This is a genomic window from Bilophila sp. (genome assembly GCF_057864385.1).
Map to the genome: position 1 here is coordinate 62282 of NZ_DBMAFI010000007.1, position 24585 is coordinate 86866.

Here is a 24585-nt window from a genome sequence, read left to right on the forward strand (position 1 = left end):
GGGAAGGCCGAAGCCTTCCCTTTCACAACAGGGATCTTGAAAAATATCAGCCGAGCAGACGCTTGGCGATCTCCTGAGCGGCCTTACGTCCGGCCCCCATAGCCAAAATAACCGTAGCCGCGCCGGTCACGATGTCGCCGCCGGCAAAAACATTCGGAATGGACGTTTCGCCCGTCTCCTCATTAACAACGATGTAACCACGCTTATTGAGTTCAAGCCCCGGCGTCGCCTCAAGCAGGATCGGGTTGGAACGCGTCCCCACAGCCACAACCGCGAGATCCGTCTCGTGCTCGAAAACCTCCCCCTCAATCGGTACGGGGCGGCGGCGCCCGGAGGCATCGGGCTCACCAAGCGCCATGCGCTGCAAGGTCACGGACTTCAACACGCCGCTCTCGCCGGCGTTGAAGTGCAACGGCCCCACCAACTCGAAAAGCTTCACGCCTTCCTCTTCCGCATGTTCTATTTCTTCACGGCGCGCGGGCATTTCAGCACGCGAACGGCGATAAATGATCGTGGAGCTTTCCGCCCCAAGGCGCAGAGCCGTACGCGCGGCGTCCATCGCCACGTTCCCGGCACCGAATACCGTCACATGCTTGCCGGGATACGTCGGCGTGTCGAAATTGGGAAAATCATAGGCGCGCCCAAGGTTCACGCGGGTCAGGTACTCGTTGGCGGAAAACACACCGATGAGGTTTTCTCCGGGAACACCAAGGAACTGAGGCAACCCTGCCCCCACGCCGATGAACACGGCCTTGTATCCCTCATCGAACAACTGCTGGACGGAAACCGTCCGACCGCCGATCCAGTTGGTACGAAACTCTACATTGTTCTGACGCAAGCCATCAAGTTCCGCAGCCACAACATTCTTGGGCAGACGGAAGGCCGGGATCCCGTAGATGAGCACCCCGCCCGCCTCATGCAGCGCTTCAAACACCGTAACCTTGATTCCGCGCGCGGCGAGATATCCCGCTACGGTAATGGAAGACGGGCCGGATCCGATACAGGCAACCTTCAAATCCGGGTTGGTGACGGCGCAAGCGTCGTTGTCGGTTACCCCGACACAGGGATCATGCATGGCATTATCGGCAACGAAGCGTTCCAGACGGCCAATCGCCACCGGCTCGCCCTTGACGCCCAGAATACACTTGCCTTCGCACTGGTTTTCCTGCGGACACACACGGCCACACACGGCGGGGAGACTATTGGTGCTTTTCAGGATACGGTAGGCCTCCGCCAAGTCCCCCTTGACGACCTGAGCAATGAATTCAGGAATACGGACTTCAACCGGGCATCCCTGACGGCAGCGCGGGTTCTTGCACTGGAGGCAGCGGCTGGCTTCAAGCTGCGCCTGCTCCAACGAATAGCCGAGCGCGACTTCCTTGAAGTTGTGCGCCCGCACAGCAGCGGGTTGGCAGGGCATATCGACGCGGGGCGTCTTGGCGGGTTTCTTCGCATTCTCAGTGTTTGTCATGGCAGCTGCACCTGTGCTCGTGATGTTCGATGGATTGCTTTTCCTGAGACCGGAAGGCGGACAGACGCTGACGCAGTTCGGCAAAGTCCACTTTGTGCCCATCAAATTCCGGGCCGTCGACACAAGTAAACTTGGTTTCCCCGTCAACAGTCACACGGCATGCCCCGCACATTCCAATGCCGTCCACCATGAGTGAGTTCAGGCTGACGGTCGTGGCGACTCCGAAGGGCAACGTCGTCCCAGCTACGGCCTGCATCATGGGCACGGGACCAACGGCGACGACTTCCTGAACCTTTTTGTCTTTCTCAAGACGATCCTTCAGCAACTCGGTCACAAACCCCTTATGCCCATAGCTGCCGTCATCCGTCGAAATAAGCACTTCATCACAGAACGACTTCAATTCGTTCTCAAACAGAAGCAAATCCTTGCTGCGCGCGCCGATAATGGCGATTACGTAGTTGCCGGCCCTGTGGTGTCCCTTGGCGATGTGGTGCATCGCCGCGATGCCCGTGCCGCCACCAACACAAATCACGCTGTCGCCCTTGACGATATGCGTAGCTTTTCCGAGCGGGCCGGCGACGTCAAGAATGCTGTCACCTTCGGAAAGCGCTTCGAGCATCATCGTCGATTTGCCCATCACCAGATAGACGATGGTGATCGTTCCCTTTTCCGGATCCGTATCAGCGATGGTCAGAGGGAAGCGCTCCCCCTGCTCGTTGACGCGCAGCATGACAAAGTGCCCCGGTTTTGCCGTGGCAGCAATCTGCGGCGCGTCCAGCACCAATTTACTCGTTCGACCAGGAATCAGCGATTCCTTATGCAGTATCGTGGTTGGCATGTGTAAGGCACTCCTTGTTTCAAATCACCAAATCCGAGCCCCGTCGCACCTGTCCCGAACGAGCCCCCTTGTCCTGCCGCGTCCGGAACCTCCGAAGGGAGGTCATCCATCCAATTCGACGATCCGCACACCCTGCGCATCCGCACTGGGCGCAATCCGACGCCGAAAAACCCGAATCCATTTCTCGCCCCACCGCTCGCGGAACAGCAGCGTCGCCAGCCATTCCACCGTATGCAGCACGGGCTTGCGCACATGCATGGCCATCAGGCTCCGCGTAATGCCTACCTTGCAGGAAGGGCATCCCACCAGAATGGGACTCTGCGCCGGATAGTCAGCCAAGGCCGCCCCCAGCACATCCATCTTCCGCCTGCGCAACGTATTGTACACCAGCGGAGACGCTATAGCCCCCATACCCGATTCGCCGCAGCATCCCGGAGAGACTTCCATCGACGCGCCGGTCAGCCGGGCAATGGCACCTGCCTGCCTCTGCACCCCCTTTACCTTATGGACGCCGACCCATTCGGGATGGCAGGAGGCATGATACAGAACTTTGCCCTTGAACAGCTCGGAGTTGGCATCCATCCGGCCCTGCACGAACTGCATCACGTCAAGGTGCACAAGTTCCCCGCCTCCTTCGCCAAGCAACGTCGAAGGCTCAAGACGCTCAATACCTTCACGGCACGAACCGCATGCCGTGACAATATGCGTCACCCGGAAACCGCGCTTGGTCGCGCAAGCGATGGTCGCCTGCAACGCCTCTTTATTCCGTGCCATGTTGGAGGCGAACTGCGCATCGGCCCCTGAAGACAGCAACGGATAACCGCAGCACAAATGTGTTTCAGGCAGGATAACAGCGACGCCCGTCCGCAGCAACAGCCCCAAGGCGGATAAGCCTATGGTTCGGGAAAGCAGGCTTCCCCCGCAACCGGGGAAATACAATACCGCCTCTTTCAGAGCCGTATTTTCCTGCACCGGGGCACCATCCCCGGAACGGGGCACAAAGATGTTCCCGCGTTCCAGATGCAGCGCCTCGTACAGGTTCCTATACCCCGGTTCCGGGCCTTTACCCGAAAACAGCGGATTATACAAACGCTTCTTGATGGTCTGCGGCACAACGCCGATAATCCTGTTCTGCATCCTCTGGCCCAGCGCAGCCGCCTTGACAGCCTGGGGGATGCGGTGCGCAGGATTCCGCACCAACCAGTCCAGCACCTTGCTTTTCAGGGGATGCCCGCCCGCGCCTTCTTCCTCAAGGAAAGCGCGGAGCTGCAACGCCACATCGGCGGAAGGAATCTTTACGGGGCACACGGACGTGCAGCGGCCGCATCCCGTGCAGTGCTCCATCATGGCCCGCAGTTCCGCAAGGATGGACGGATCGGGCCGCCCCTTGTTGATCTGCGAATAATAGATCGCTTCAATGATCGCCCCAAGCACCATATTCTTGTTCCGGGGATGGAAATGATAGGAGCATTCCGGGTACATCATCGGGCACACCTGCTTGCATTTGCCGCAGCGGGTGCACATCTGCACGGAGGCAAGCAGGCTGATGAGACGTTCCTTATCCGGCAAACCGCTCTGACGGATGTCTTCAATCAGGCGGTTGAAGGAAAAGGTGAACGGACGCACGGGAAGTTCACGCTGCGTGAGCTTGGCGGGGTTGAATACGTCGCGCGGATCCACCCGCTTCTTGAACTCTCGGATGGCGTCCATCTTGTCCTTCCCGAGGAAGGCGATTTTGGTGATGCCGATGCCGTGCTCGCCGGAAACGGCCCCACCCATTTCCTGAGCCTCGGCCATGACCCGCATAGCGGCTTCTTCCGCAATTTCAAGCATATGCAGGTCATTGGAGTTGACGGGGATATTGACGTGACAATTCCCGTCGCCAGCGTGCATATGGCTCGCCACCACAACGCGGCCTACCAGCATATTATCGCTGATTTTTTTGATCTTGGGGGCAAGGCGGTCATAGCGTTCGGCCATGAGCCGGAGGAATTCCACTGCGCGCTCTTCCATTTCCTCATCGGAAAGCTCGGAAGAAGGGACGCCGCCCTGCGCCACGCGGGTCACATTGACGAACTCTCGGTTGAGATCCTTATCCTCCAGCGCCATACCGGGCAAGCGCCCCAGCTCCTGCAACGCCTGACGATATGCCGTTGCCGCGCACTCCAGATTGAGCTGTTCAAGGAACAGCGCAAAGTCCGGGATGCGCTGCATGGGAATGACCACGTCCTCGTTGATCTTGAAACCGGACGTCCGGCGGGCAATGGCGGAAAGGCGGTGACGATCTTCCCAAAAAACTTCGGCTTCCTTCTCATCCTTCGCTACGAGAAGCGCCACGTTGTCGTGCGGGGCCACGATGTCCACGATTTCCTGAACGCACTTTTCCAGCAAGTACGCCTCATCGCCGTCCACTTGGATGATGATGACGGAAATGGGAGTCCCTTCGTGCTTGTCCGACTTTTTCTGATACTCAATGGCGCGCACATACTTGGCATTGAACTCTTCAAGCGCCGACAGATGGGCGTAGTCGCCTTCCTCACGGATACGGTTGCGCAGCTCGACAATCTGACCAATGACCACAGCGGCCTGATGCATGGAACGGCCGTAAAATTCCAGTACCATGACCCGCGACTGCGCGGGTTTCTTGTGCACGATGAAGGTCGCATCGGTGATGATGCCGTCCACACCTTCCTTCTGCATACCCGGAAGGCCGCCGAGCGCCTTGTTGGTGACATCCTTGCCGAGGCCCGGCAGACGGATTTCGGAACCGTGCAGCTCCACGACGCTCCGCACGCCGCCGCTGATGTCCTTGACTTCAAACACGGCCACTTCATCAGGCAGAATCTTGTGGCGGGGATGGTTCTTGCGCTCAATGCTGATGATCTCGCCGGTGGGCGTCACCATGCGCCACGAAAGCAGGTTGTCCAGCGTCGTCCCGTATTCAAAGGCGAACGGGCCGCCGGAATTTTCCGCAACATTCCCACCGATGGTCGAAGCGGTCTTTGAAGCCGGATCCACGGTGAAAAGGAATCCTTCCTTCGCCACGGCGTCGATAGCCGCCTGAGTGATCACCCCGGCGTCCAGCGTTACGCTCATGTTTTCATGATCCACCGGTGACATCTTCGTGAACCGGGTCGTGCGGACGATGACGGAACGCCGCCGCATGGGCACCGAACCGCCGGTCAGCCCGGACGCGCCTCCGCGCGGGATCAGCGCGAACTTCAATTCATTGGCCAGCTTGACCAGTTCGCTCACCTGTTCCGCGTTGGCAGGCTCCACGACCATGAGAGGCAACTCCATACGCAAGTCGGTAGCGTCCGTGGCGCAGGCCACCAGTGCGCTTGGGCGGGTGACGATAGCGTCCGGCGGCAGGAATGCACTCAGGCGTTCGACCAGTTCCTTGCGAAAAGTGACTTCAGCCTCATGCCCGCTCCAGAACAGGGTGATGCCTTCGCCGATGGTATTCGCATAGTGGTGAGCGAGGGCAAACACCTCCCGCTCAAAGCGTTCCTTCACGCTCGCTTTGACCGTGGCTGGATCCACGAAGGGGTTGTATGCGACAAGAAACAACTCTTCCGCGATTTCGGTAGCCAGATGCCGCACGGATTCCGGCCAGTCGGCAAAGTCTTCGAGATTGATGCGGAGAATGCGGTTGACGACAAAATCAGGAGCAATGGAAATGTGCGGGCCTTTATGAGGCATGTGAGCTTCCTTATGTCTGGCGGGAAATCCCCATTCGCGGATTGTGGATAAAACAAAGGTGGAGTATAGAGACTCGGCAACGCCTTTGCAAGGCATAAACATTTCAGCCGATTTTGCCCCTCAGGGGTCATTTCTTCTCTTTATGAAAAAAATATCCGCCGACGCCTCCGTTTCTGGAAACGCATCCCCCATTACGGTTCCCTTTACCGCATATCTTGCCGCGAAGGGTTTTCTTGAAGATCTTCTTGCCGAACTCGGAGACGAGGTTATTGAAGTCCGGGGGAGGCTCGTGCTCGCCAAGGGTGCGCCCCGCCCGGCGGCATGGGCTCAAAACACATGGGAAACGCCCGTTTTCCTACCCATCGAATCCATTGGGGACGGCGCACGCAAGCTCTCCGCCATACAACGGAACTGGCACCTGCATTCCGAGGAAAACCATCGCCGTGCCTCCCTCATTCAGGAAAAACTCCCCCACGTCTCCGAAAAGCCGCGCCATTTCGGCGAAGCCGCGCCTACGGCCCCGCTCGGCTCATGGACGCTGTGGGAACCCAACCTCATCCTCGCTTCGGCCCGGTGCTCGTCACCGTTCCCCGACGGCATGGTGCGGTTCCACGAAAACAAAATCGATCCGCCGAGCCGTGCCTACCTCAAACTCTGGGAAGCCTTCACCCTATTGCCCAAACGTCCCGGTCCCGGCGATCTGTGCCTTGACTTGGGGTCGGCCCCCGGCGGCTGGACATGGGTACTCGCCAGCCTCGGCGCACAGGTTTTCAGCATCGACAAGGCCCCACTCGCCCCACAGGTGGATCACATGCCCGGCGTAACCCACTGCATCGGCAGCGGCTTTGCCCTTGACCCCCGCCATGCCGGGGCCGTGGATTGGCTGTTCTCAGATATGATTTGTTATCCCGACAAGCTGTATGAGGTCATCTGCCGCTGGATCGAGCTGGGGAAATGCCGCAACTTCGTGTGTACCCTCAAATTCCAAGCCGAGACGGATCACGCCACCGCAGCGAAATTCGCGGCTATTCCGGGATCGCGGCTCATGCATCTGTCCTGCAACAAACACGAACTCACATGGGCGAAACTGGAACAGTAGAATGCTGGGCTTTGAAACAACCTAAAGGCGTTGGGGAAAGGAACTCTGGAAAAGCGCTTTCCCCTTCCCCAACCCTGCGGACACGGGGCCGATCTTTCCCCTTTTAACGGCTTTTGAGCTTCCCCAAGCTCGACCTACACCCATTCCGGCACGGGTTGCCTTGGGGAATCCATTCCCCAAGAATGGGAATACGCAGCTAGGCCCTCACGTACAGCCCCTTTCCGAGGCCGTCGATTTCACAATGCAGCACGCCCTCCATGCCCGGGTGCAGGAGCTCCACACGCTCTCCCCTGTGGTTTTCAAGCTGATATGCGCCGGGGAGGAGTGCCGGACGCCGCATCCCCGGCACAAGGAGGGACGCCTCACGATCCGCCGACCACGGGGAACGCACCTGTACCCGCCAGCCGTCGCCCTCCGGCTCAATGAGGCGCGCCACCACGGGCCGGGTACGCAAGCCAGCCGGAGGCGCCTCCACCCTTCTCCGGGGAAGGAAAAAGCCCGTGGACAGAGGGCGCGATGCCGTATGAAACAATTCTTCGAGCAATGCCGCCGTGGAAACCTCCTTTCCGGCGTGCATGCCTTCCGTTTTCCGGCGTATGTGCTGATCCAGCGCCGTACGGTACACATCCGCAACCTGAGCGACGTACCCGCCGCTTTTGGTGCGCCCTTCCAGCTTCAGCGCCCGTACCCCCAAATCCGCCAAGCATCCCACATACCGCAACAGGCACAAATCCTGCGGGGCCCAAACGCCGCTGAACGCTTCACCCTCGCGGATTTCCCAGAGGGCTTCGCCTGAGCGCTTTTGCTCCTCCACCAGCAGGGACAGGCCGCGGTACTCGAAACGGCACGGCTGCGTACACCTTCCTTGGTTGGCGGGGCGGTTATTCACCCATGCGGACAACAGGCAATGCCCGGACAAGGCCAAGCACATGGCACCGTGTACGAATACCTCAAAATCCATGCCGGGAAACGCTTCCGCCAGCTCCCGGATCTGTTTGAACCCCAATTCACGGGCCAGATTGATCCGCTCCACCCCGGCTTCACGCCAAAAAGCCACGGCAGCCCCGTTTACGGAGTGGGCTTGTGTGGACAAATGCAGCGGCACTGACGGGCAATGTTTCTTTGCCAGCCAGATCACGCCGGGATCAGCGGCGATGAGGCCATCCACGCCCATTCCGGGCAAACGCTCCAGCACAGTTTCCACGGCGGGCAATTGCGCATCATACGGCATGGCGTTGAGGCAATAATATACCCGTACCCCGGCGGCATGCGCGTCGGCTACGGCAAGCGCCAGCTCCTCACCCGAAAACCCATCGCAAGCTGTCCGCAGGCTCAGTTCCGGCCCTCCCATATATACCGCATCAGCCCCATAGAGGATGGCGGCCTCCAACTGTTCCCGGCCTCCGGCGGGAACTAACAGCTCCGGCAACTGCGCTTTTTCTTTCATTCCGCCCCCTCCGAAATGGAAGCCGCTGCCGACGGGCCTGTCTTTTCCTCCGGCTGCGCCGTCTTCCACTGGCTGAAGATCACGCCCCCCAACACCAGTGCGGAAGCGGCCCATTGCCCTGCGGTCAGCCGCTCGTCGAGGAAAACCAGCCCCATAAACAACGTCAGCACGGGTACAAGGTTGAGAAAGGCCCCGGTGCGCGAGGCGGGCACGGAACGGACGGCAAAATTATACAGCAGGAAGGAAAGCATGGTCACGCCGACCCCCAGATAAAGGATGGCCAAGGTAGGCAGCAAGGGAAAGCTGTCCGGAAGCTTGACCCCGGGAAGCGGCAGAAGACACATGAAAAAAAGAAGGCCGACCAACGACTGCATGGTCGTAATCAAGACCGGCGAACAGCGGGAAGAAAGCTGCTTGGCGCACACCACATAAAGGGCACCGCACAGCATAGCCAATACTTCAAGAAAATTGCCGAAAATCGGATTCGGCGCACTTTCCGTGGCTTCGGATCCGGCGCTCAGCCAGACGACCCCGGCAACGGCCAGCACAAACCCGATCCAGACGCGCCGATGGGGGCGTTCGCCAAGCAGCAGCCATGCCGCGACCACGACCGCCAGAGGCAAGGCCGCGACGACCATCCCGGCCTGAGACGCGGTCGTGTAGATCATGGCGTACCCCTCAAACACGAAATAGAAGCAGGGTTCGCACAACGCCAGCAACACGATGTACTTCCACTCCCGGCGCGTCACCCGCCTGTCCAGCAGCATGGGGGCCTCGGCACGCCTCCATACGGTCGCCCGCAAAAGCGTGAGCGCCACCAAAGAGCTCAGCATGCGGCCAAAGACCATGACCATCGGATCAAACGCCGATACCGCGATCTTCAGCGCGATAAAGGAACTACTCCAAAGGAGCACCGCGCCGAAAAGCGCCAGCCCTGCCTGTACGGACAACGAAACGTGATTTTGGATAAAGCGCATCATGGGACAAAGCTCTACCGTGGGAACGCCGAAATGACCAGCCCCCTTAAAGGCAAAAGCTGATATTCCGGCTGGAAATGCCGGGAACCAACACAGGGGTTATCCATTTTAGTACATATAACCTGTTTAATTTATAATAGTATTCAAAAATCCGGTGTGCTTGGCTCTGTTCATACATTCCATCCGCAAAGGAGCAAGCCATGAACTATTGGATCAGCGTTCTCTTCAGGATCATCCCACTGGCTATGGGCGCCATCTGCCTCGGCTATGGCTGGTACATCTGGGATATGGGCAGCGACGCCAACGCGTACGTCGCCGGGCATGTCGTACTCTTCCTAAGCATCATCTGCGTGGCGCTGTTTACAACGGCGGCGACCATCATCCGCCAGCTCATCCATACCTACAGTGCGGCCTTCAAGGTCGCCCTGCCCCTTATTGGGTATGTGGCCGCTGCCATCGGCATCATCGGAGGCTTGCTCTTCGTCCATTCCGGTACGGGGGCCGAACATTTCGTCGCCGGGCATGTCGTCTTCGGACTTGGGCTGATCACATGCTGCGTGTCCACCGTAGCCTTATCCTCCACCAAGTTCATCCTCATCCCAAGCAACTCCAAGGCCGGGCCGGGACACCACCCCGACCATGCGTTCAGCGGCGGCATGGTCGCCCTGCTGTTCGCCATCTCCATCACCTGCGCCCTGATCGGCATCGTCTGGGGAATCGACATCCTCAGCGCCGACGAAGCGCAGGACATTGTGGCCGGACACGTTTTGACGGGCATAGGGCTGGTCTGCACAAGCCTCGTCGCCCTTGTCGCCAGCGTCGTGCGCCAGATCCAAAATACCTACTCCGAAACGGATCGCCGCTTCTGGCCGTGGCTGGTCATCGTCATGGGCACCATCGACATCCTTTGGGGGCTTTACCTGCTGATTTTTCAATACAGCCCGGTCACCATCGCCCCAGGATTCGTCCTTATCGGCCTCGGCATCGTCTGCTACAGCATCCTGAGCAAGGTTCTCTTATTGGCGCTGGTATGGCGGCATCCCTATCCCCTCGCCAAGCGTATTCCCCTCATCCCGGTGCTGACGGCTCTGATCTGCCTGTTTATCGCGGCATTCCTGTTCGAAGCGGCGACAAGCAATCCCGCCTATATGGTTCCAGCCCGGGTCATGGTCGGCCTCGGCGGTATCTGCTTCACCCTGTTCTCCATCGTTTCCATTCTGGAAAGCGGCACTTCCAGTTAACCCCTCGGTAGCCTTTTGAAACGAAATAACTTATACTCCCCACTCTCCGCCCCTGCCTACACCCGCGGGCAGGGACGGCTGTTCCGGTCGGGCGGCTCCACATACCGCCTCTTCGGCATTCATTCCAGAGGGAGAGTCCCATGCAGCTTGACGAACATTTTCAGCGGCGCTTGAGTGAGGCCCGGATGTTTTTTGCGGAAGGCAAGGCCCTTGCCGCAGAAAAAATCTACCGGGATCTGCTGAAACCTGATCTACCCATAGGGGGCCGGGTTCTGGTTCTGGATGGCCTTGGGCGCTGCCTGCACATTCAAGGGCGGCTGGAAGAGGCTGAAGCGTTCTTTCGCGAATCACTGCGCCTTCTTGAAGAATTGTTCGGGCCGAATCACATCCATGTGGCGGGCGGGCTGCAAAACCTCGCTCGGCTCCGCTCTGAGCGGGGAGAATGTGAAGAAGCCGCAACGCTTGGCGAACGGGCGCTCGCCATCCTTAAGGAAAACCTGCCCGCCGATGATTTGCGCATCGCCGACGCGCTGTTGAACCTTTCCTCCCATCAGTACACCGCCAAAAAATATGATGCCGCCGAAGCGAACTTGAAAACCGCGCTGGCTCTGTGGGAGGCCAAGGAAGGCCGATGCTGCTTCGGCGTTTCCACCTGCCTGAACAATCTTGGCCGCATTTGCGAGGAACGGGGCGAAACCCATCAGGGAGTCCTGTACCATCAGGAAGCCGTGTCGATCCGTAAGGAAATCCTCGGCATCCACCCTGAAACAGCCTTCTCTCTCGGCAACTACGGCGCGGCGCTGGCCGGGGATGCGCAGTGGGACAAAGCGGCCCAGACGCTTGAGGAAGCGCTCTCCTGCTATGACAGGCTTGGGCTTTCCGATAGCCCGGACGCCGCCACCTGCCGCAATAATCTGAGCCTGTGCCGCAATGCGGCGAAACAAGCCGCCGCGCAGGGATGATAAAAGGGGCCTGACGGCCCCTTCCTTTAGGGCATATTCATACTATGCCGGTTTTTCCAATGGCTGAAGTGGGTTGGAAGGAATATTCAGCATCACTCAAAAAATAAATATAACTACTTGTAAAAATTATATTTATTCTTTGTTCGTGTGAACATACCCCAGCGCGATCCGCTGAAAAAGCTATTCCAGCATAACGGACATCCTCCGCAGCTCCGGCGTTTCAACCCGCGACTGGACGGACGGGCCATGATCCAGCAGCCAGTCGCCTTCGGCATCGGACAAGCCGTCCGAGCGCAGCCGACCAGCCACGTCATGGCACAATGATTCTACAAGATCCCCGGCTACCGCCTCGGCACGGGGGCCAAGACGCCAATCCACCCCGGCCAACGCCGTTACGCATGCAGCCGTTTCCTTGCCGAGGATCGGCAACTGCGCAACGCCGCGGTGCGCCCATTTGTAAAACGGCATGTACCGCTTATTCAAAAGAAACGTCATTGAAATGGCCTGCTCCGAAAAACGCGCGGCGGCGAGCATAGCCGTTGCCGTCTCCCCCCGCCTCAACGAACGGAGCAAGTTATACTGACCAGCCTGCGCCATGCCCATGCACCGGGCGGCGATCTTCTTGAGGCGGACATCTTCCGGATAGAACCCCAATAATGCCTCACGGAAAGCCGTAAAAGCCCCAAGCCGATCACTGAACACAGCGCCGTTCGTACTTACGGCAAGGAACTGTTCAGGCACGAGCCGCCACTGTTTCCACGTCTGAGGAGGCTGCGGCATCCCGATGAACCGGGCATAGAACCCTTCGATGGACAACGGCCCGACCCGGCCCATACGCTTGGCGGGCGCCATGCGGGCAGGGAACCCCTCATACGTATCGGGCAAGCGGACAAGCAAGGCTTCCACGGCGTCCTGCCATTCCGCCCATTCGCTTTCAGGCAGCCATAGGCAAAATCCCGGCCCCCAATCATGGTCTTGGGAGATTTCATCATCAAAACCAAAGCATTCAGAGCCTTCTCCAACAAGACCGACAGCGGCGCGATCCAAAAACGCGGGCAATTCCCGCCGGAACAGCGGCAGCGCGCACTTTTCCCAATACATCCTTGAAAGTTCCAATCCTTTCATACCATTTCCTTTTCATTGCAAATGCTCAATGTTCGTTTGGTGCCCCTACCGGGTATGCGGCGGCATAGCGCTTGTAAAGCCACCAACCTAAAGCACAGGAGGCGGCAAATAAAAACGCGCTGAGCCCGATCCTCCATCCCTCATCTACGCGCATCCCGCCTCCAATCATGGCAAACAGCAGATTTTGAGGGATGTACCCAAGGCACGACCCCAGAAAAAAAGGCCATGCCGGGATGCGGCTAACCCCGGCAAGCAGACTGAACACCAAGTTGTTCCCGGATGGAAACAGGCGGATCAAGATCGCAAGGATGAAGGGGCGTTGAACCACATAACGATTGAATACAGCAGCCTTGCCCCCATATCTCCGCTCAACGAAGGAACGCCCACAGTACCGGGCCATGCCGAACGCCAATACACAGCCAAGCGTCACGCCGAGGGTTGCGAGCGCAGCCCCACACAGCGGGCCGAACGCGTATCCCCCGGCAAAACTCAACAACTGGCGGGGGACGGCGAGGCAAATCAGCCCCGCCGCCGAGCAAACATAGAGAAAGCTCCCCACATAGCCGCCCGGCATGTAGAGATCGATCCAACGTGTGACGGTTTCAGTCTGAGGCGCCAGCCAGCGAAAGGCCAGCCCCGCCCCAACCAATAAAACAGCCAACGCGATGACGCCGCGCCATACCCGAAAAAACCGCAGCACGCTTTGGCCGAAGCAGGCAAGGGATCTTACGGTACGCACCTGTTTAATTGACCGCCACACGAACCGTATCACCGGGGCGCAGGGCCGTATTCCGGCTCATGTTGTTCAGTGAAAGCAATTCGACAGGAGAGACGTTGAACTTGCGGGCAATGGCCCAGAGGGTATCCCCGCTTTGAACCGTATACCGGACGATCTTATTCGTGGCCTTGGCCTCAGCCACGGGGCGGGAGACGGAAACGTTGGACGAAGAAGCCGTCACAGGGCGAACCGAAGAGTCCACGGGAACCGCTTTAGCGGACTGGGACGCCACCGTCTTTCCCTTGCCGGGAATCCGCAACTGCTGGCCAAGGCTGATATTATGGTTTTTCATGCCGTTGGCGGCGAGGATCGCTTCCTGCGTTACACCGTACCGCTTCGCAATGGAGTACATGGTATCGCCCCGCTTCACTTCGTGCGACGCGACGGAGGCAGCCGATACGGCTTTTTCACGCACCGGTGCAGAGGCGGAAACCGTACGCGAAGGAGGCGCTTGACGCCCGGCGGACGCAACGGGCGTACCCTTTGCAGACGGCGTTTCCCGCACGGATGCCAATATACGAGGGTTGACGCCTGTCCGATTGGTTCCGGGGATTTTCAGCACACGGCCAGCGCGCAAAGGCTCGCTGACCTGATTGATGCGCCGGAGCTCCGCCACCGGAACGCCGGTCTTCCGGGATATGCTCGCCATCGTGTCGCCACGCGAAACCTTGTAATCCCGCAGCCCGGCATAGCCCGTACCGCTTTTTACCGGAGGCAGCTTGAAGAGCAGGGCCTGCGCCTTGCCTGCCACCGCACGGGGCACATAAACCTTGGTGGAACGCGAGGGATGGCTTACATAGCGCTGATACGCCGGGTTATGCGCCGAAAACTCCTCCCAGCTCATACCTATGCTTTTGGAGAACAGCATAAGATCCGTCCCCGGTTTCGCCCTGACTTCCGCGATCTGCGACGAACTCGCGAACGGCGCGCAGGAAAACCCTAATTTATCAAGATTGCGCACTATTTTGCAGACGGCCAAAAACTTGGGGAGATACTGTTTGTTCTCATCGGACAGGCGATCCCGAACGCTATAAATCTGCTCATTCTTGCGGCGCAGCTCAAAGAACGTCTTGGCGCCGGTAGCGGCGAGCCCCCGCTGGATCTTTCCTTCCCCCGCGTTGTAAGCCGTAACCGCCAGATGCCAATCGTTGAACATTTTATAAAGCTTTTCGAGATAATCCGCCGCCGCCCGCGTGGACTGGTACGGATCGCGGCGTTCATCCATCCACCAGTCCTGCGCCATGCCGTAATGCTTGCCCGTGCTCGAAATGAATTGCCACATGCCCGCGGCCCCGCTGCTTGAAGTCGCCATCGGGTTGTACCCGCTCTCGATAAATGCGACATACGCCAATTCGCGCGGCAACCCTTTTGAACGCAGCGTCTCGTAAATAAACGGCATATACAGCTGCGCGCGCTCAAGGTTCTTCTCGACGGTATAACGATCCTTATGCACCAGATATTTAAAATGGAGCAGAACGTCCCCAAGCTCCTCCTGCGGCAAGTTCCTATCGATTTCCCCTTCGGACAGGAACGCTTCCTGTTCGGCTTTCGTCAGCGGCCTGCCGTCATCGGAAGGCAAGTAGACCGTTCCCGTCTTCTGCCCCGAAGAGGAAAGCGTCTGAGGATAGCCCTTGGAAGGTTCCTGCAATACGAAGGGGCCCTTGCTCGTGATATTTTTAGAGCTGCAACCAGTCAGCGCAACAAGGACGCACAACAGCAACACGCCCAAAACGCCGGAAGGACGGAAAACCGCACAGGACGACAAAACGCCGTCCGCGCGCATTCCGATTGCCCTACGGAGAAGCATAGACGCGGGAAGGACAACACGATACACTCTGTTCACCTCGTGATGTTACCCCGGGCCATTCCGGGGGCATAAATCCACATCTAGTCTACTCGACGAGGCCGTGCTTGGCAATCCTCCGAGACGTGGCAACCTTTAAGGATCTCATGATTACAGATAAAAATACTCCCCCCCGCAAGGCGTTCCATTCCGCTCCGAAAACTGCTGAGCAGGGCGCTTCCCTTGAAAAGGCTTCCTGTTCCGATTCTAAAGAAGAGCAGGCCGTCCTCTCCGGGGTCAAGCCGGTTTTGGAACTTCTCGAACGGGAACCGGAACGCATTGATGCCGTCCTTGTCCGCAAGGGCAAACGCTCGCAAGATACGGATCGCATCCTCGATCTGTGCCGCACGGCTAAAGTCCGTTTTACGCTTACGGATGCCCAAAGCCTTGATCGACTTTGCCCCGCCGGGCATCAGGGCGTCGTCGCCCGGCTTTTTGAGGCCGGCTTCACCGAGTTCGCCGATATGCTCACGGCCGCTGCGGACGCCCCCCTGCCGCTCATCCTCGTGCTTGATCAGGTGCAGGACCCCGGCAATGCCGGAACCCTCGCCCGAACCCTGTACGCAATGGGGGGTGCCGGGCTGGTCATCCCCCGTCACAACGGCACCTTTCTGGGGGCCGGGGCGCGCCGCGCCGCAGCCGGGGCGTTGGAACGCCTTCCGGTCTCCAAGGTCATGAACGTAGCCCGGGCGCTGGATGAGGCGCGGGACGCGGGATTCCTCATCTACGGGGCCGCGTTCGGCGAAGGCAGCCTCGACGCCTTCACCACCCGCCTGCATACCCCCGCCCTGCTCGTCCTCGGCAATGAAGAACACGGCATACGCCCGCAGGTTGCCAAACGCTGCCACCATCTCCTGCACATCCCCATGCTGCGGGCATTCGATTCACTCAATGTGGCGCAGGCGGGCGGTATCCTGACAAGCTGCTTCGCCCGCCAGCATCTCGAAAAAAATCCGTCCGGAGAATGACCATGACATCGGAATACAGCATCCCTGTCCGCGAAATCCCCATCGCCACGCTCGGCCAAGCCAAGATCCCTTCTCCTCTTCCTTACGGGAACATGATCAATACCGGAAAGGTCATGTTGAGCCTGAGCCACGAATACGACGAAGACATCGGTACCCATCAGACCCTGCTTTTTGAAGAAGCGGGGCCGCGTCAGGAACTGTATTTCGATCCCGGCAAAACCAAATGCGCCATCGTCACCTGCGGCGGGCTTTGCCCCGGCCTCAACGACGTGATCCGGGCCATTGTCCTCGAAGCCTACCACGCCTACAACACGCCTTCCGTTCTCGGCATCCGTTACGGGCTTGAAGGCTTCATCCCCTCCTACAGCCATAACGTAATGGAGCTGACCCCGGCCAGCGTCGAGCACATCTACCAGTTCGGCGGGACGCTCCTCGGCTCCTCCAGAGGGCCGCAGGATCCTTCCGAAATTGTTGACGCGCTCGAACGGCTCAATGTGAGCGTCCTCTTCGTCATCGGCGGCGACGGATCCATGAAGGCAGCCTCCGCCATCGCCAAGGAAGTGCGCCAGCGCAACATCCGCATTTCCATCATCGGCATCCCCAAGACCATCGACAACGACATCAATTTCGTGCCGCAGTCCTTTGGCTTCGACACCGCCGTGGACAAGGCCACCGAAGCCATCGGCTGTGCGCATGTGGAAGCCGTAGGCACGCCCAACGGCATCGGCATCGTCAAGCTCATGGGCCGCGAGTCCGGGTTCATCGCGGCGCAGTCCGCCCTCGCCCTGCGTGAGGCCAACTTCGTGCTCATCCCCGAAGCGCCGTTCCAACTGCACGGCGAAGGGGGCTTGCTCCCCGCGCTGGAACGGCGCCTCAAGCTGCGTGGGCACGCCGTCATCATCGCGGCTGAAGGCGCGGGCCAGCACCTCCTCCAGAGAAATGAAGCCCGCGACGCCTCCGGGAATCCCGTGCTGTCCGACGTGGGGAGCCTGCTGAGGACGTCCATCGTCGATTATTTCCACGGGAAAATGCCCATCAGCATCAAATACATCGACCCGAGCTACATCATCCGTTCCGTCCCGGCCAATGCCAACGACCGGGTCTATTGCGGTTTCCTCGGCCAACATGCCGTCCACGCAGCCATGGCGGGCAGGACTGAAATGGTTGTTGCCAAGATCATGGATCGTTACGTCCACATCCCGCTGGATCTCGTCACCAAAAAGCGCCGTAAGCTCGACATCCGTTCAGGGCTGTGGCGTGCCGTACTCGAATCGACCGGACAAGGCGAGTTGACCGGTATGTTGCCTGAAGGCGAAAAAGCGTAACATTCCGTGTCATCCATGTCCTCATCAGCTCCACAGCTCAGGCAGATCCGCGCTTCGGCAGGTTCGGGCAAGACCTACGAACTGACCACCAGCTTCCTGAAGCACCTTTCGGGTGCCGCGGAAGCTGGCGGCGGCCCGTTTTCCGGTTGCAGCGCCGTCCATTCCGGGCCGCACGGCTGGCCCGAAATCCTTGCCGTCACCTTTACGAACCGCGCCGCCGCCGAAATGCAGGAACGGATCATCGGACGCCTTAAGGATACCGCCCTCGGCACGGACAAGCCCGCTCCCGGATGGACGCGCGAGCAGGCCCGGAGATGGGTGGGGATCATCCTCCGGCGCTATGGGGCCCTCAACGTCCGCACTATCGACAGCCTCCTGCACCTCATCGTCAGGCTGACGGCGCTGGAGCTGGATCTGCCTCCCGACTTCGAGCCCGTATTCGCCACGGATGAGGCCATCGCGCCGCTTCTGGACAGCCTGCTCGAGCAGTCACGGAGCGACGAACGACTCCACGCCCTGCTGGAGGAGGCATGCCGAAATGTTTTTTTCCATTCCCCGCAGCGCGGGTTCCTCGCCGGAGAAACCCTGCGCGGACGGGTCATGGAGCTGCTTCTTCCGATCATGAAGACGCAATCCGTCGCACTCGCGCATCCCTCCGAAATCACCGAACGGCTGGGAGCCATGACCCGCGATCTGCGCGATGCCGTAGAAGCGTTGCACAGGCGGCTTGCCGAAGAAAAACTTTCCTGCTCCGCACATCTGACCAGAGCTCTTGAAGCCTGCCGGAAGGCCGCCCCCGCAAACCTGCCGCCCAACTCCACCATGCTGCGCAAAGCCTGTTTGGACGACTGCCTGAACAAGGCATCCAAAGGCAAGGCGTCCCCCGACGCGGAACGGGCTTTCGACGCCATGCGGGACATCATCCGAAAATGGGACGAGGCTGGCGTCCTGCTCCGCCGGGCCCAGACGGTCATGCCGTTTGTGGAACTGGCGCGGGAACTCTCAGATCAGGTTCCCGACTTCCTCAAGCGCGAAGGGGCCGTTCCCGCCGCCTTCGTCCCCCGTCTGGCCCGTCAGGTGTTGTCGGGTGACTATGGCGTTCCCGAAGCGTTTTGCCGTTTGGGGACGAGCCTGACCCATATCCTCGTGGACGAATTCCAAGATACCAGCCGCGAACAGTGGGAAGCCATCCACCCCCTTGTTTTGGAAGCCCTTTCCCGCGGCGGTTCGCTTACATGGGTGGGCGACGTCAAACAGGCCATCTACGGCTGGCGCGGCGGCGACGCCACGCTGTTCGACGAAGTACGATCCGATGAGGACCTGTGCGCCGTCGCACCTGAACCGCGCGTCGACATCCTCCCCACCAACTGGAGGAGCTGCCGGGCCATCGTCGAAACCAACAACACCCTGTTCCGCCAGCTTTCCGAAACGGCTACGGCCAAGGCCGTGCTGTCCGCCATGCTCCCCAAAGATACGCCGCCCGCCCTGCTGGCAGCCGTTCTTGAGGAAGGGGCCCAACTGCTCAAAGAAGGCTTTGCCGGTTCCGAACAGGACGTTGCGCCCGACAAGGCCGAAGGCTTCCTGCGTCTCCAGCGCGTCTACGGCGACAAGAGCGAAGATCTGGACGAAGAAGTCCGCGAACGTCTGCTGGGATGCGTTCATGAGGTTGTCTCACGCCGTCCGTGGGGAGACGTCACCGTGCTGGTGCGCTCCAACGGAAAGGCCGCACAAGTCGCCGGATGGCTTATGGAGGAAGGGATCCCCGTCGTCACCGACAACAGTTTCCTGCTCGCCGAGCATCCTCTGGTGGAACAGATTACCGCGCTCCTGACCTTCCTTGATTCCCCGCGCAACGATCTGGCGTTCTGGACATTCCTTTCCGGCCGCCAGATGCTGTTGCCGCTTATCCCCCTGAGCGAACAGGCGCTGGAAGACTGGGCCGCCGCCCGCAGGACGTCGGAACGCCGCAACATGCCGCTGTTCATGGCTTTCCGTGAGGACTTCCCCGATATCTGGCGGAAGTGGATCGCGCCTTTCCATGCGGACGCGGGGTTACTCACGCCTTACGATCTCACCCGCGAAGCGTTGGGACGCCTCGAGATATGGGGCCGCTATCCCGCTGAGGCCGCCTTTGTCCGCCGCTTCCTGGAAATCATTCACGTCGCGGAAGGGCAAGGATACGGTTCGTTATCCTCGTTCCTCGACTATTGGAACAAGCACGGGCAGCAGGAAAAAGCCCCCATGCCGGAAACCCTCGACGCCGTGCGGGTCATGACCATGCATAAGTCGAAGGGGCTGCAATTCCCCGTCGTCATCGTGCCGTGGCATAACTTTTCCCAACGGGTGGACAGCCCTGCCGTGGAGACGCATGTGGACGGCCTGACGGTACTTGCCCCACGCGGCCCGGCCTCCGGTTACGCACACTACAAGGCCATCGCGGACAATGCCCGTGAAGCGCTGCACCTGCTTTATGTGGCGTGGACGCGGGCAGAAGAGGAGCTGTACGCCTTCCTGACGGAAACGGCCTCCAGCCGCAGTGCATCGGGGCTCGGAAGCAGCCTGAACGTGCTTCTCGGCGCGCTTCCCATGACTGAAGAAACCTTTGAAACCGGTATGCCTCCCTTCGTCCGCTCCGCCGAGCAAGCCGGGGGGCCAAAGCCGATACGGGATGACGAGGCTGCCGCCGAAGAGCTGTCATTGATCGAGCCGGAAGGCATCCCAGCAGGGCAAGACAACGAACGCTGGCGTCCCATGCACTGGCTGCCGCGTTTGCGTATCTTCAGAAATCCGCTGGAAGAGTTTTCGTTTACCCAAAAACGCCGCGGCACGTTCGCGCACCACTGTCTGGCTTGCCTGCAAACGGCGGGGCAACTGACGGGGCACCCGGAAGAGGACGCCCGACAAGCCTTCAAGCAGGGCTTGCGCACATTCCCGCTTCCGATCCGTGAACCCGAAGCGGTCGAGCGCGAGATTGTGGAGATGCTGGCATGGTATGCGGCCCTGCCCGAAACGGAGGAATGGCTGCGGTACGGGACCCCCGAACAAGAGATCATTGATGAATCCGGCGAATTGTACCGTTCCGACCTTGTGGTTGACGACGGGAAGCGGATCACCGTGGTCGAATACAAAACGGGAGCGCCAACCCCAGCGCATGAAATCCAGCTCCAGCGCTATATGCGCCTTATTGCCAAGGCTGCGCCCCGGCCCGTCCAAGGCGTACTGGTATACCTCGATCTCAAACGCCTTGATTACAAACAGCTACAGGTATGAAGCGTTCCACCTCCATCCTCCTTTATGTTTTGCTCCCCATTTTCTGGGCGCTTGTCCTTGTGCTTGGCTTTTTCATATATACATTCAACCAAGACCCCGCAGGGTTCGCCCGTTCGCTTTCCGCCCGCTTTTCCGCTCCTGAAGCCGGGTTTGTCCTGTCGGTTGATCAAGCCTCGCTCTCCCTCTTTCCACGCCCGGCGGCCAGCGTTTCCGGCCTGACCATCCGTACCCCGGCAATGACGCTGTTTGTGGACGAAGGGGCCGTCTATCCCGATCTATGGGCTCTGCTCCACGGCGAAACGCGCATCGCCGGAGTCCGCCTTCTCAAGCCCGCACTGCTGCTTGAACCGCCAACCGGAACGATGCCGGAAACGTTGCAACAGCCGCAATTTTCCATACCGCCACAACTTGCTGAAATGGAAATAGATGTCGAAGACGGAACCGTCGCCTATCTCCTCCCCGACACAAACAAGTCCGGCCTTCACCCCCAGTGGCGGATATCCGGCATTTCCGGCAGTGCCGCCGTTCCGGGAAACGGGGACCCCGGTGAGCTCTCGCTCTCGGTGGGCAAGATGGAATGGTACGGAAACACGCCGCCGGAAAAAGACGGGCAAGCCACCCCGCTCCAAACCCTCAGCGCCATCAATCTGGAAATATCCGATCTGGAATATGCGTTCCCGGCTGATGCCCCGGCCACGCTCCGGTTCAAAGCCACTTACGCCATGCCGCTTTCTTGTGATGAAAGCAGCCCCCGGTTTGTCCTCGGCATGACGGCCCGTACCACTGAAGGCACACTCGCCATTGACGGCGCAGCCTCCCTTGACGGTACTTTTTCACTAAAAAGCCAATCCGTTCCCGTCCATGCCCTGCTTCCATTCACGACGGAAGCCCCTTTGAAATCCCTCTTTCAGGGCCCCCCTCTCCCACAGGTTGCCGTCAAAGGGGCGACCCTCAACGTCGATGGGGATCAGGCTACGCTGGACGGGCGGCTGAACTTCGGCGCGGATTCTATGCCGATGCTGCGGGGGACACTTGCCATCAAACGATTCAGCCTTCCCCGCTGGTTCGGCTTTGCGCGGGATCTCCCTCCGGGCGTGCAAGCAGCGTTGGATAACCTATCGGGAACGCTTCCCTTTGAGCTGACATCACAAAAATTCGTCGTCTCCTCCGCCACCGCGACGGCACTGAATACCGTCTTCACGGGAGGCGGGGGCGTCACCGATTTTTCCAATCCCGTCATTGCGCTGCACCTTGCAACCAAAGACATCCCCTTGAACCGGGTATTCCCCGAAGTGGAAAACAAGGCGGTTTCCGCGCCGTCCTATAAAACGCCGCCGCTTCTCGGAGAAGACGATTCCAATACAACGGTCGGCTATGACATCCATTTGGAAGCTGCCCGTGCCACATTTTGGAAGTGGGCGGGCAACGGCGTCTCCGTCCGCATTACGCCCGATCCGACAAACAAAGCGGAACAGACAAAAATCGCCATCCGCTGCGCTTCACTGTACGGCGGATCGGTACAAGGCGATCTCATCCCCGGTGACGTCATGGCCCTGAACCTCACGGCCAGCGGCGTCAACATCGACAACCTGCTCAGCCCCGTGGCGGGATACCCTGTTCTGAAAGGCACGCTGACAGGTTCGGCCAATTTTACGGCGCGTCCTACTTCGCCCGCCGACTTCCTCTCCTCACTGAAAGGCAAGGGGGAAGCTCTTATCGAAAAAGGCAACCTCTCCCTCTCACGGACAAAAAAAGATAAACCCCTTGCTTTCTCTCAATTACGTATCGGCTTTCAGGGGGCAGGAAGCCGGACGCAGGGAGCGCAGCCGCACTATGCCTACACCGGGAAATGGCAGGGCAGCCTGAAGACGGAGGCCGGACAAGGGGCACTCGACCTGACGGGAACGCTCCAGTTCCCGGCAAGCGGCCCTTTCAACCTTTTCGCCGATGCCGTTTCCGCTTCAGGCAAGCTTTCAGCCAACGGCATCAGCGGGCAGGCTTCAGGCAAACTATCCCTTAATACGCAGGTCAACACGCTGGAAGCCAAAGGGCTCTCCGGGCAGCTTCTCACAAAAGGCGCTTCCGCTTCGTTTACCGGTTCCGTAAGCGGAAACGGCCTGAATACCAACCCGGCATGGGATGCTTCGCTGTCCGTTTCGACGGGAAACCTCCGTGCCTTCCTTGCCCAGTGGGATATGTTGCCCTCCAGCCTTCTCCAACAGGCGCTCAGGCAGGCACAGGCCAAGGCGAAAATCCGTATGGACGAGTCCGTACTGCGTTTTTCCGGGCTTGAAGGGCGCATCGATGAAACGCGCCTTACCGGTCAAATCGAATGCATGAAGGGGACGCCGCCGCACTGGATCGCCAAACTCCGGCTTGGGACATTGCGCCTAGGGAGCTATCTGCCCACGTCTTCCAAATATGCACAACCGAGTACACCGTGGCAGACCGAATGGCTCAGGCAAATACGGCTGGATGGGGAGATTAGTGTGGATCGATTGGTCATCGCCCGTATTCCACATGAAAACCTGACAGTTCCCGTAACCATCAAAAACGGTGTGCTCACGGCCGACCCCATCAAGGCCCGTGTCGCGGGAGGGGTGGCTGGGGCCGGCTTGCGCGCGGAGGCCACCGCGGGCGGGCTGCTCTCACGGCTGCGGTATACGCTGAACGCCGTTAATATCCTGACGCTGTGCAAGGAACGGGGGCAGGCCCAACTGCTGTCCGGTACGGGGAGCCTCGACGCGGATGTTTCCGGCCTGCTCCGTTCCGGCGCGGATATCCCCGCCGCCCTGAGCGGCAACCTCAATTTCGTTATCCGAAACGGCGAATTGGATGCGAAGAAGCCCGGCCCCATGAGCCGTTTCAGTTCTTTGAGCGCGTCCGGGACGCTTTCCAAAGGAATCCTGACCACACGCGATCTCAACCTCTCCGGCGGCCTGTCCGTCCGGGGCCAAGGCAACATCAACCTCATCAACAACACGCTCAACTATGCCCTGAATGTAACCGGGCCCGGTATCCCGGATATTCCGGTACGCTACTACGGCAGCCTCGACGCGCCACAGCGCAGTTTCAACGCTACCGGCATTTTGGCCAACGTCTTCAACAGCATCGGCAGCGGCGTCCTCAATATATTGGACATCGTGGTTTCCGCCCCGCTCCGCCTGCTTGCGCCGTAGAGGGTTGCCTGTCTCCGTTTGAGTTTCTTATTGTAAGGCGAAGATGGGGAAACCGCTTCTCCCCATAGGGCCGCACCCAAACGGAGTGCCTTTTCCCAGCCCAAGGATATCGTAACTTCCTTCCGGTTCAGCAGGCTTTTCCACTAGGCTCTGTCATAGAATGTGGCTGTGTTATCTCCACAGTATGGTGAAAATAGAGACTTTTTCTCCAAGCTTTTCGTTGGCGGATTCTATAGCTGAGACATTTTATTGATTATTCCTTTGGAACTTCAGGAAAGAAAACATCAGCCATTTCCTATGACACGATCAAAGAAAAAAACATTTTTTGCTTGACTTCGCGGGCATTCTTTGACAGAAACC

Annotated in this window: 15 protein-coding genes; 7 read left to right on the top strand and 8 right to left on the bottom strand. The window is 59.3% G+C overall.

Annotated elements, in window-relative coordinates:
* Positions 1-46 precede the first annotated feature (46 nt).
* The 3 genes from gltA to ACZM8Y_RS03735 all read right to left on the bottom strand — a co-directional run bounded on the left by gltA (position 47) and on the right by ACZM8Y_RS03735 (position 6011).
* Entirely contained in the window at positions 47-1471 is a 1425-nt protein-coding gene (gene gltA, locus ACZM8Y_RS03725; protein ID WP_479858289.1) for an NADPH-dependent glutamate synthase, read from the bottom strand.
* Positions 1458-2309 carry a sulfide/dihydroorotate dehydrogenase-like FAD/NAD-binding protein gene (locus tag ACZM8Y_RS03730; protein WP_302552169.1) on the bottom strand — a complete coding sequence of 284 codons (852 nt, stop codon included), beginning with the start codon at positions 2307-2309 and terminating at the stop codon, positions 1458-1460. The genes gltA and ACZM8Y_RS03730 overlap by 14 nt, the downstream gene beginning before the upstream one ends.
* 102 nt (positions 2310-2411) lie before the next feature.
* Complete coding sequence (locus ACZM8Y_RS03735) at positions 2412-6011, bottom strand: FAD-binding and (Fe-S)-binding domain-containing protein (protein ID WP_479858290.1); 3600 nt, start codon at positions 6009-6011, stop codon at positions 2412-2414.
* Between the two features lie 142 nt (positions 6012-6153).
* Between ACZM8Y_RS03735 and ACZM8Y_RS03740 the strand changes: the two genes are divergently transcribed.
* The gene (locus ACZM8Y_RS03740) at positions 6154-7110 is read left to right on the top strand and encodes an SAM-dependent methyltransferase (RefSeq protein WP_479858291.1); all 957 of its coding nucleotides are present in this window, start codon (positions 6154-6156) and stop codon (positions 7108-7110) included.
* Positions 7111-7306: 196 nt separating this feature from the next.
* On the opposite strand, the gene ACZM8Y_RS03745 is transcribed toward ACZM8Y_RS03740, so the two are convergent.
* Together ACZM8Y_RS03745 and ACZM8Y_RS03750 are read right to left on the bottom strand one after the other, a co-directional pair.
* The gene (locus ACZM8Y_RS03745; protein ID WP_479858292.1) at positions 7307-8557 is read right to left on the bottom strand and encodes a peptidase U32 family protein; all 1251 of its coding nucleotides are present in this window, start codon (positions 8555-8557) and stop codon (positions 7307-7309) included.
* A complete protein-coding gene (locus tag ACZM8Y_RS03750; protein ID WP_479858293.1) occupies positions 8554-9537 on the bottom strand; it encodes a DMT family transporter in 984 nt (327 codons plus the stop codon). The genes ACZM8Y_RS03745 and ACZM8Y_RS03750 overlap by 4 nt, the downstream gene beginning before the upstream one ends.
* 197 nt (positions 9538-9734) lie before the next feature.
* Here ACZM8Y_RS03750 and ACZM8Y_RS03755 point away from each other — a divergent pair, with 197 nt between their 5' ends.
* Positions 9735-10775 (top strand): DUF2776 family protein, encoded by a 1041-nt coding sequence (locus ACZM8Y_RS03755; protein WP_482333963.1) that lies wholly within the window; start codon positions 9735-9737, stop codon positions 10773-10775.
* A 140-nt stretch (positions 10776-10915) separates the two neighbouring features.
* Positions 10916-11737: a tetratricopeptide repeat protein gene (locus tag ACZM8Y_RS03760; RefSeq protein WP_482333961.1), complete on the top strand. Its 822-nt coding sequence runs from the start codon at positions 10916-10918 to the stop codon at positions 11735-11737.
* 180 nt (positions 11738-11917) lie between these two features.
* On the opposite strand, the gene ACZM8Y_RS03765 is transcribed toward ACZM8Y_RS03760, so the two are convergent.
* The 3 genes from ACZM8Y_RS03765 to ACZM8Y_RS03775 are packed head-to-tail and all read right to left on the bottom strand — an operon-like array spanning position 11918 to position 15423.
* Positions 11918-12862 (bottom strand): DUF4037 domain-containing protein, encoded by a 945-nt coding sequence (locus ACZM8Y_RS03765; protein ID WP_482332595.1) that lies wholly within the window; start codon positions 12860-12862, stop codon positions 11918-11920.
* Positions 12863-12887: 25 nt separating this feature from the next.
* Positions 12888-13562, bottom strand: coding sequence for a TVP38/TMEM64 family protein (locus ACZM8Y_RS03770; protein ID WP_489501582.1), 675 nt, complete (start codon positions 13560-13562; stop codon positions 12888-12890).
* Between the two features lie 43 nt (positions 13563-13605).
* A complete protein-coding gene (locus ACZM8Y_RS03775; RefSeq protein ID WP_482332584.1) occupies positions 13606-15423 on the bottom strand; it encodes a lytic transglycosylase in 1818 nt (605 codons plus the stop codon).
* A 128-nt stretch (positions 15424-15551) separates the two neighbouring features.
* Between ACZM8Y_RS03775 and ACZM8Y_RS03780 the strand changes: the two genes are divergently transcribed.
* From ACZM8Y_RS03780 to ACZM8Y_RS03795, 4 genes are read left to right on the top strand one after another with little or no spacing between them, the layout of a single operon-like run.
* Positions 15552-16451 carry a TrmH family RNA methyltransferase gene (locus ACZM8Y_RS03780; RefSeq protein ID WP_479858298.1) on the top strand — a complete coding sequence of 300 codons (900 nt, stop codon included), beginning with the start codon at positions 15552-15554 and terminating at the stop codon, positions 16449-16451.
* Positions 16452-16453: 2 nt separating this feature from the next.
* Entirely contained in the window at positions 16454-17776 is a 1323-nt protein-coding gene (locus tag ACZM8Y_RS03785) for an ATP-dependent 6-phosphofructokinase (protein ID WP_479858299.1), read from the top strand.
* A gap of 15 nt (positions 17777-17791) precedes the next feature.
* Complete coding sequence (locus ACZM8Y_RS03790; RefSeq protein ID WP_482332570.1) at positions 17792-21046, top strand: UvrD-helicase domain-containing protein; 3255 nt, start codon at positions 17792-17794, stop codon at positions 21044-21046.
* Positions 21043-24225 carry an AsmA family protein gene (locus ACZM8Y_RS03795; protein WP_482332567.1) on the top strand — a complete coding sequence of 1061 codons (3183 nt, stop codon included), beginning with the start codon at positions 21043-21045 and terminating at the stop codon, positions 24223-24225. The genes ACZM8Y_RS03790 and ACZM8Y_RS03795 overlap by 4 nt, the downstream gene beginning before the upstream one ends.
* Positions 24226-24585 lie beyond the last annotated feature (360 nt).

Bases quoted from the DNA above. Each gene is read 5' to 3' on its own strand.
- ACZM8Y_RS03765 (WP_482332595.1), bottom strand. From the start codon at position 12,862: ATGAAAGGATTGGAACTTTCAAGGATGTATTGGGAAAAGTGCGCGCTG.
- ACZM8Y_RS03740 (WP_479858291.1), top strand. From the start codon at position 6,154: ATGAAAAAAATATCCGCCGACGCCTCCGTTTCTGGAAACGCATCCCCC.
- ACZM8Y_RS03795 (WP_482332567.1), top strand. From the start codon at position 21,043: ATGAAGCGTTCCACCTCCATCCTCCTTTATGTTTTGCTCCCCATTTTC.
- ACZM8Y_RS03785 (WP_479858299.1), top strand. From the start codon at position 16,454: ATGACATCGGAATACAGCATCCCTGTCCGCGAAATCCCCATCGCCACG.
- ACZM8Y_RS03755 (WP_482333963.1), top strand. From the start codon at position 9,735: ATGAACTATTGGATCAGCGTTCTCTTCAGGATCATCCCACTGGCTATG.
- ACZM8Y_RS03750 (WP_479858293.1), bottom strand. From the start codon at position 9,537: ATGATGCGCTTTATCCAAAATCACGTTTCGTTGTCCGTACAGGCAGGG.
- gltA (WP_479858289.1), bottom strand. From the start codon at position 1,471: ATGACAAACACTGAGAATGCGAAGAAACCCGCCAAGACGCCCCGCGTC.
- ACZM8Y_RS03760 (WP_482333961.1), top strand. From the start codon at position 10,916: ATGCAGCTTGACGAACATTTTCAGCGGCGCTTGAGTGAGGCCCGGATG.
- ACZM8Y_RS03775 (WP_482332584.1), bottom strand. From the start codon at position 15,423: ATGCGCGCGGACGGCGTTTTGTCGTCCTGTGCGGTTTTCCGTCCTTCC.
- ACZM8Y_RS03730 (WP_302552169.1), bottom strand. From the start codon at position 2,309: ATGCCAACCACGATACTGCATAAGGAATCGCTGATTCCTGGTCGAACG.
- ACZM8Y_RS03745 (WP_479858292.1), bottom strand. From the start codon at position 8,557: ATGAAAGAAAAAGCGCAGTTGCCGGAGCTGTTAGTTCCCGCCGGAGGC.
- ACZM8Y_RS03735 (WP_479858290.1), bottom strand. From the start codon at position 6,011: ATGCCTCATAAAGGCCCGCACATTTCCATTGCTCCTGATTTTGTCGTC.
- ACZM8Y_RS03790 (WP_482332570.1), top strand. From the start codon at position 17,792: ATGTCCTCATCAGCTCCACAGCTCAGGCAGATCCGCGCTTCGGCAGGT.